Annotated in this window: 1 protein-coding gene; it reads right to left on the bottom strand. The window is 74.2% G+C overall.

Annotated elements, in window-relative coordinates; all coding sequences use genetic code 11:
- A partial coding sequence (locus CCN39_RS26490; RefSeq protein ID WP_143264148.1) for a non-ribosomal peptide synthetase occupies window positions 1-8221 on the bottom strand: 8221 nt, incomplete at both ends.

Genomic DNA, 8221 nt, shown 5'->3' with positions numbered 1-8221 from the left:
ATCGGGCGGCCGATCGGCGGGGTGGCCCCGGGTTCGAGGGGGTCGCTCCAGGTCGCCACCACCGTGGTTTCGGTGGGCCCGTAGGCGTTGATCATCCGGCGGCCCGGCGCCCAGCGGGCGACCAGGTCGGCCGGGCAGGCCTCGCCACCGACCACCAGCGTGCGGAACGCGGGCAGCTCGACGTCCGGCACGCTCGCCATGGCCACCGGCGGGATCAGCGCGTGGGTGACGCCTTCCTCGCGCAGCACGGCGGCCAGGTGGTCGCCGAGCAGCGGCCCGGGCGGCGGCACGACCAGCGCCGCTCCCGCGGGCAGCGCCATGCACAGTTCCAGCACCGAAGCGTCGAAACTGGGCGAGGAGAACTGCAGCACGCGATCGCCGGGCCGGACGTCGAAGTGGGCGATCTCGGCGCTCGCGAAGCTCGCCAGGCCGGCGTGCGTGACAACGACGCCCTTGGGCGTGCCGGTCGAGCCGGAGGTGTAGATGACGTACGCCGGTGCGGTGAGCGGCACGGATCGGCTTAGCGGGGTGGCCGGACCTGCTTTTCGGGGGTTCCGGGTGGCGGAGCCCCCGGCCCGGGGCGGAGCCCCGGTCGAGCACAGTCCGTGGGCTTCCGAGCCGTCGAGGACGAGCGCGCCGTCGACCGGCAGCGGCGTCCCCGGCTTGGTCACCACGACGACCGGCTTCGCGTCGGCGAGCATGAACGCGATCCGCTCCGCCGGGTAGTCCGGGTCGACCGGCAGGTAGGCGGCCCCGGTCTTGAGCACGGCCAGCTGCGCGACGACGATCTCCACCGAGCGCCCCAAGGCGAGCGCGACGATCCGTTCCGGGCCGGCCCCGCGCGCGGCCAGCAGCCGGGCCAGCCGGTCGGCCCGCGCGTCGAGTTCGGCGAAGGTGAGCCGTTCGTCCCGCGACACCACCGCGATGGCGTCGGGTGTGCGGGCCGCCTGAGCTTCGATCAGCTCGGTGAGGGTGACCGCCGGGACCTCGTGGCCGGTGTCGTTGAACGCCACGAGAACCTGGTCGCGTTCGGCGGCCCCGAGGACATCCAGCTCCCGCAACGGCCGGGCCGGGTCTTCGGCGATCGCCTCCAGGAGGTGTCCGAGCTGCCCGGCCAGCCGTTCGATCGTCGCCTCGTCGAACAGCGCGCTGTCGTAGCCCAGGCCGAGCGACAGGCGTGGGCCGGGAGCGGCCACGACGCTGAGCGGGTAGTTGGTCGTCTCCATCGCCTGCAGCTCGCGCAGCCGCACGCCGTGCGCGGCGACGTCGTCGGCGGTGACCGGGTAGTTCTCGAACACCACGAGGCTGTCGAACAGGTTCCGGCCGCCCTCGACGCCGCTCCAGGCCTGCACCGCGGTCAGCGGCACGTGCTCGAACCGGCGCGATTCGGCCTGGGCGGTCTGCAGGCCGCGCAGCCAGCCGGCGACCGGGGCCGCCGGGTCGGCGGTGACCCGCACGGGCAGGGTGTTGATGAAGATGCCGGTGATGTCGTCGACGCCGGCCAGCCCGGCCGGGCGGCCGGACACGGTGGCGCCGAAGCAGACGTCGTCCTCGCCGCTGTGCCGGGCCAGCAGGAGCGCCCAGGCGCCCTGCACGACGGCGTTGACGGTGAGCCGCTCGCGCCGGGCGAACTTCGCCAGCCGGCCGGTCGCCGCCTCGTCGAGCTCGCGGCCGACCCAGGTCGACGAGCTCGATTCGTGGGTGGCCGCGGGGATCCGGTCGTAGGGCAGCGGCGTCGGCTCGGTGACGCCGGCGAGCTCGCGGCGCCAGTACTCCTCGGCGCCGTCGGCGGTCTGGCCGCTGAGCCAGGTGACGTAGTCCCCGAACGGACGGCGGTGCGACAGGGCGGGCGCGGTGCCGTCGCGCAGGGCCGCGTAGGCGGTGCAGACGTCGGAGAGCACCTGGAAGACGCTCCAGCCGTCCAGCAGGACGTGGTGGAACGTCCAGACGAGCTGGACGGCCTCGTCCGGCAGCCGGGCCAGGGCGACCCGCAGCAGCGGCGCCGCCGCCAGGTCGAACGGTCGGGCGCGGTCACTCGCGAGCAGCTCGCGCAGGGCGTCCTCGCGGTCGCGGTCCCGCCAGTCGAGCTCGGTGACCGGTACCCGCGCGTCGCGGTGGACCACGAGCAGCGGCTCGGGGACGTCCTCCCACACGACGCTGCCGCGCAGGACCGGCGTCCGGTCGACGACGTGCTGCCAGGCTTCGGCCAGCAGCCGCGGCTCGGCGACCCCGTCGAGCACGGCGGTGACCTGCTCGAAGTAGACGCCTTGGGATTCCTGGGAAAGCCCGTGGAAGACCATGCCGGCCTGCATCGGCGTCAGCGGGTGGAGGTCGGCGACCCCGCGGCCGTCGCCGGCGATCCGGTCCACCTGCCGCTGGTCCAGTGCGGCCAGCGGGAAGTCGCTCGGCGTGCGGCCGCCGGCGCCGGGCCCGGCGCAGTGCGCGACGGCTTCGCCCAGCGCGGCCACCAGGTCCGCGGCCAGCCGCTCCACCGTGGCGGCGGTGTGCGTGTCGCGCGAGTAGTACCAGGTCAGTTCCAGGGTTTCCCGGTCCACCCGGCCGACGACGTCGAGCAGGTGCGCCCGGCCCGCGCCCTCGCCGGCCGAGGAGTCGAGGCTGCCGGCCGCGCCGTCGAGGCGGCCCAGGTAGTTGAAGCTGATCTCGGGCTCCAGCGCGGGCGCGGTCCCGGTCAGGTACCGCAGCGCACCGAAGCCGACGCCGCGGCGGGGCACGGCCCGCAGCTGCTCCTTCACCGACTTGAGCAGGGCGCCCCACTCGTCGCCGACCCGCAGCGCGACCGGGTACAGCGAGGTGAACCAGCCGACCGTGCGGGACAGGTCGACGTCGTCGAACAGGTCCTCGCGGCCGTGGCCCTCCAGGTCGACCAGCACCCCGTCACGGCCGGTCCAGCGGGCCAGCACCCGGCCGAGCGCGGCCAGCAGCACGTCGTTGACCTGCGTCCGGTAGACACCCGGGACGTCCTGCAGCAGCGCCCGCGTCAGCTCGTCGTCCAAGCGCGTGGTGACCGTGCCGGTGCCCGCCCCGGCGGCGTCGTGATCGACCGGCAGCGACGCGTCGACGGCGAGCGCGGTCCGCCAGTACGGCAGTTCGTCGTCGAAGCCGCCGGCCTCGGCGTGCGCGGCGAGCCGGTTGGCCCAGTCGCGGAACGACGTCGTCTTCGGCGGCAGCGGGCCGCCGCGGTAGGCGGTTTCCAGGTCCTCCAGGAGGATCCGCCACGAGACGCCGTCGACGACGAGGTGGTTGACCGTCAGCCGCAGGACCGTGGGCTCCAGGAGTTCGGCGGTGAGCAGCGGCCCGCGGGTCACGTCGATCCCGGCGCCGAAGAGCTCGGCCGGTCCGGCCGGGGCGTTCTCCTGGCCGCTGACGGTGAACCGCATCCGCAGCGCGTCGTGGTGTCCGGTGAGGGTCGCCAGCGCCGCGCGGAGGGTTTCGACGTCGAACGGCTCGGCCCGCTCGATCCGGACCGACTGGGTGAACCCGTTCGGATCACCGAAGTCGCCGGCGAAGAACCAGAGCTGGATCGGGGTCAGGGCGGCGAAGCCGGTGACCGGCCCCTGCTCGGCCGCGGTCACCGCGGCCGAGCCCGCCGCGACGGCCAGCGCGGCGACGGTCTGGTGGGCGAACAGGTCCCGCGGGGTGAGCGCGAGGCCGTGCCGCCGGGCCCGGGAGACGACCTGGATGCTCAGGATCGAGTCGCCGCCGAGTTCGAAGAAGTTGTCCTCGACACCGACGCCGGGCACGCCGAGGACGTCGGCCCAGACTTCGGCGAGCACGCGTTCGGTCTCCGTGCGCGGCGGCACGTACCCGCCCACCGGTTCCGCGGCGGGTTCCGGGAGCGCCTGGCGGTCGACCTTCCCGTTGGCGCTCAGGGGAAGCGCCTCGAGCGTGACGATCGCCGACGGGACCATGTAGTCGGGCAGGTCCCGCTGCAGCCACGCCCGCAGGTCCGGCTTCCCGGCCGCGACGACGTAGGCGACCAGCCGCCGGTCCCGCGTGACGACGACGGCTTCGGCGACGTCCGGGTGCGCGGCCAAGGCCGTCTCGATCTCGCCCGGCTCGATCCGGAAGCCGCGGATCTTCACCTGGTCGTCGGCGCGGCCGACGAACTCCAGCACGCCGTCCCCGGTCCAGCGGACGACGTCCCCGGTGCGGTACATGCGTTCTCCCGGCGCGCCGAACGGGCTGGCCACGAACCGTTCCGCGGTGAGCCCGGACCGGCCGAGGTACCCGCGGGAAACACCGGCACCGGCGATGAACAGCTCGCCCGGCACGCCCGGCGGGACCGGCCGGAACCCCTCGTCCAGGACGTAGGCGGCCATGTTGTCCAGCGGCCGCCCGATCGGCATCGCGTCCGGCACCGTGTCTTCGGGCGCCAGGAAGTGCCGGCTGGCGAAGGTGGTCGTCTCGGTGGGGCCGTAGCCGTCGACGACGGTCAGCCCCGGGCAGGCGTCCCGCACCTGGCGGACGGCGGCGGCGGGCACGACGTCACCGCCGGTCCACACCTCGCCGGCCCCCCGCAGGCAGCCGGGATCCTCCTGCGCCAGCAGCCGGAACAGCCCGGCGGTCAGCCACAGCGCACTGACCCCCTGGCCGGTGACGACGTCCCGCAGGACCTCGGCGTCGACGTCGCCGGGCGGGGCGACGACCACCCGGCCGCCGTTGAGCAGCGGTACCCACACCTCGTAGGTGGACGCGTCGAACGCCTGCGGCGAGTGCAGCAGCACGGTCCGGTGCGCCTCGCCCGCGAACGAGCGGTCCGAGGCCAGGGCCACGACGTCGCGGTGGGTCACCGCGACCCCCTTCGGCTTGCCCGTCGACCCGGAGGTGTACATGACGTACGCCAGGTTTCCGGGCTGGACCGGGACGTCCGGGGCGCCGTCCGGCCCGGTTTCGTCCACCCGGGCCACCGGTCCACTGTGGATGTCCTGGTAGGACTCCGCCGCGATGACCACGGAAACGCCCGCCTCGGCCAGGACCAGCCGCATCCGGCTCGCCGGTGCACGCAGGTCGACCGGCACGTACGCGGCACCCGCCTTGAGCACCGCGAGCTCGGCGACGACGAGGTCGGGCGACCGCTCCAGCAGCAGCCCCACCCGGTCCTCCACCCCGACCCCCAGTTCGGCCAGCCGGGACGCGAGCCGGCCGGCGCGGGCGTCCAGCTGCGCGTAGGTCAGGTCGTCGACCGCCGGCGCGTCCGGGGTCCGGCGGACCTGGTCGGCGAACCGGCTCACCACGGTGGCTTCGGGTACCGGGTGCGCCGTGTCGTTGAACGTCCGCAGCACGCGCTCGCGGTCGTCACCGGTGAGCAGGTCGAGCTCGCCGACCCGCGTTTCCGGGTTCGCGGCGATGCGGTCCAGGGCCAGCAGCAGCCGGCCGGCCAGCCGGTCGACGGTGGCCCGGTCGAACAGGTCCGGGTCGTGGTCGAACGACACCTCCAGGTGCTCCCCCGGCGTGACGACGACGCTGAGCGGGTAGTTGGTCGGCTGCAGCTCGCCGTCCTCGTGCAGGCCGATCCCGTGCGCGGCCACGGCTTCGGCGTCGAACGGGTAGTTCTCGAACACCAGGATGCTGTCGAACAGCGTGCTGCCGCCCGCCCAGGTCTGCAGCTGGGCCAGGGACACGAAGTCGAACCGGCGCGAACGCGCCTGGGCCGCCTGCAGGTCGCGCAGCCACTCGGTCACGGTGAGCCCGTCGTGGACGGTCACCGGCGCGGGCAGGGTGTTGATGAACAGCCCGGCCATCGCTTCGACGCCCGGCAGGTCGGCCGGCCGACCCGACACCGTGGTGCCGAAGACGACGCCGGATTCCCCGCTGGAGCGGGAAAGCACGAGCCCCCACGCGCCTTGGACGATCGTGTTGAGCGTCAGGCCGGCGCGCCGCGCCAGCTCCCGCAGCCCGTCGGCGGGCGCCGACACCCGGACCGACGCGGCGGACCGCGCGCGGTGCGCTTCCACCGGACGGTGGTCGTAGGGCAACGGCGTCGGCGTGCGGAAGCCCACGAGCTGCTCGCGCCAGTGGATTTCGGCGGCCGTGGTGTCCTGCTCACCGAGCCAGCGCAGGTACTCGCGGAACGGCGGGCGGTGCCCCGGTGCGGCGGCGCCCGCGTACCGGGCGCACACTTCGCCGAACACCTGTGCGGCGCTCCAGCCGTCCAGCAGCACGTGGTGGAACGTCCACACCAGCAGCACGTCGCCGCCGGGCAGCCGCGCGAACGCCAGCCGCAGCAGCGGGGCGGCCGTCAGGTCGAAACCCTCGGCCCGGTCCGCTTCGAGGAACCGCTCCTGCTCGGCGGCACGCGCGTCGTCGTCCAGTGCGGTCCAGTCGAGGTGGACGACCGGGACCGTGACCGACCGCTCGACGACCTGCACCGGCTCGTCGAGGCCCTCCCAGACGATCCGGGTGCGCAACACCGGCGTGTCCGCGACGACGTGCTGCCACGCCCGGGCGAGGCGCTCGGGGTCGGTGATGCCGGTCAGCCGCAGGCGCACCTGGTTGAGGTAGGTCCCGGCCGCGCCGTCGACGAGGCTGTGGAAGACCATGCCCGACTGCATCGGGGTGAGCGGGTAGATGTCTTCGACCGTCCGGCCGGTGCCGGCGAGGCGGTCCACCGCGGCCTGGTCGAGCCGGGCGAGGGGGAAGTCCGACGGCGTGCGGCCGCCGGCGTCCGGCCGGGCGCAGTGCCCGACGATCCCGGTGAGCGCTTCGAGGAGGGCGCCGGCCAGCCGGCGCACGGTGGCCTCGGTGTGCACGCTTTCCGAGTAGTGCCAGGTCAGTTCCAGCTCGTCGCCGACGACCGCGCCGACGACGTCGAGCTGGTGCGCCCGGGTCTGTTCGGGGTGCGCCGCGCCGCCCAGGCCGCCGCCGTGGTCGAAGCGGCCCAGGTAGTTGAAGCTGATCCGCGGTTCGAGGCGCGGGGCGGTGCCGGCGAGGTAGCGCAGGGCGCCGTAGCCGAGGCCGCGGCGGGGAATCGCGCGGAGCTGCTCCTTCGTGGTCTTCAGGGCTTCGCCCCAGTCCTCGCCCGACGAGGTCAGTTCGACCGGGAAGATCGTGGTGAACCAGCCGACCGTGCGGGACAGGTCGATGCCTTCGAACAGGTCTTCCCGCCCGTGGCCTTCGAGATCGACGAGGACGCGGTCGCGGCCGGTCCAGTCGCGCAGGACGCGGCCGAGCGCGGTCAGCAGGACGTCGTTGACCTGCGTCCGGTACGCCCCCGGCACGTCGTGCAGCACGGCCCGGGTCTGTTCCGCGGGCAGCCGCACGACCACCGAGCGGGCCGAGCCGTAGGTGTTTTCGCCGGTCGCGTCGACCGGCAGGGCCGGGTCGGCGTCGAGCACCGCCCAGTGGGCGGATTCGTCGTCGAAGAAGCCGTCGGCCGTGCGCTGGGCGAGGGTGCGCGCCCAGTCGCGGAAGGACGTCGTCCTGGCCGGGAGCTCGCCGCCGTGCAGGAGGGTTTCCAGGTCGTCCAGGAGGATCCGCCACGAGACGCCGTCGACGACCAGGTGGTGTGCGGTGAGGGTCAGCGTCGTGCCGGAGAGCTCGGCGCTCAGCAGCGGCCCGTGCTCGAGGTCGATGGTGGCACCGAGGACGTCGTGGGCGTCGGCCGCGTGGTACTGGCCGTCGGCGGTGAACCGCAGCCGCAGGGCGTCGTGGTGCAGCTGCAGCTCGCGTAGCGCGCGGGGCAGCGCCGCGGAGTCCGGCACCGCCACCGACACGGACTGGACGAACTGCTCCGGGTGTACTGGCCGCGGGTCGAGGTACCAGTGCTGCACCGGCGTCAGCGGCAGGTCACCGGTCACCGGTCCGGTGTCGGCGACCACGGCGGCGGCCGGGGTGGCGGCGAGGGCGAGCGCGGCGACGGTCGGGTGGTCGAACACCTGGCCGGGCATCAGGTCGAGGCCGGCCCGGCGGGCCCGGGAGACCACCTGGATGCTCAGGATCGAGTCGCCGCCGAGCTCGAAGAAGTTGTCGTCGGCGCCGACGCGGTCCACCCGCAGCACCTCGGCCCAGATGCCGGCGAGCAGCCGCTCGGCGTCGGTCGCGGGTGCGCGGTACCCGAGCCCGGACACGAAGTCGGGTGCGGGCAGCGCCCGGCGGTCGACCTTCCCGTTTTCGTTGAGCGGCAAGGCGTCGAGCGGCACGAACACGGCCGGGACGAGGTAGTCCGGCAGCGTCCGCAGCAGGAACTCGCGCAGGTCCGGCG

The sequence above is a fragment of the Amycolatopsis kentuckyensis genome (genome assembly GCF_002155975.1).
Classification (GTDB): Bacteria; Actinomycetota; Actinomycetes; order Mycobacteriales; family Pseudonocardiaceae; genus Amycolatopsis; species Amycolatopsis kentuckyensis.
The sequence above is the reverse complement of the archived record's forward strand: the minus strand, read 5'-3'. Positions and strand labels throughout refer to the sequence as shown.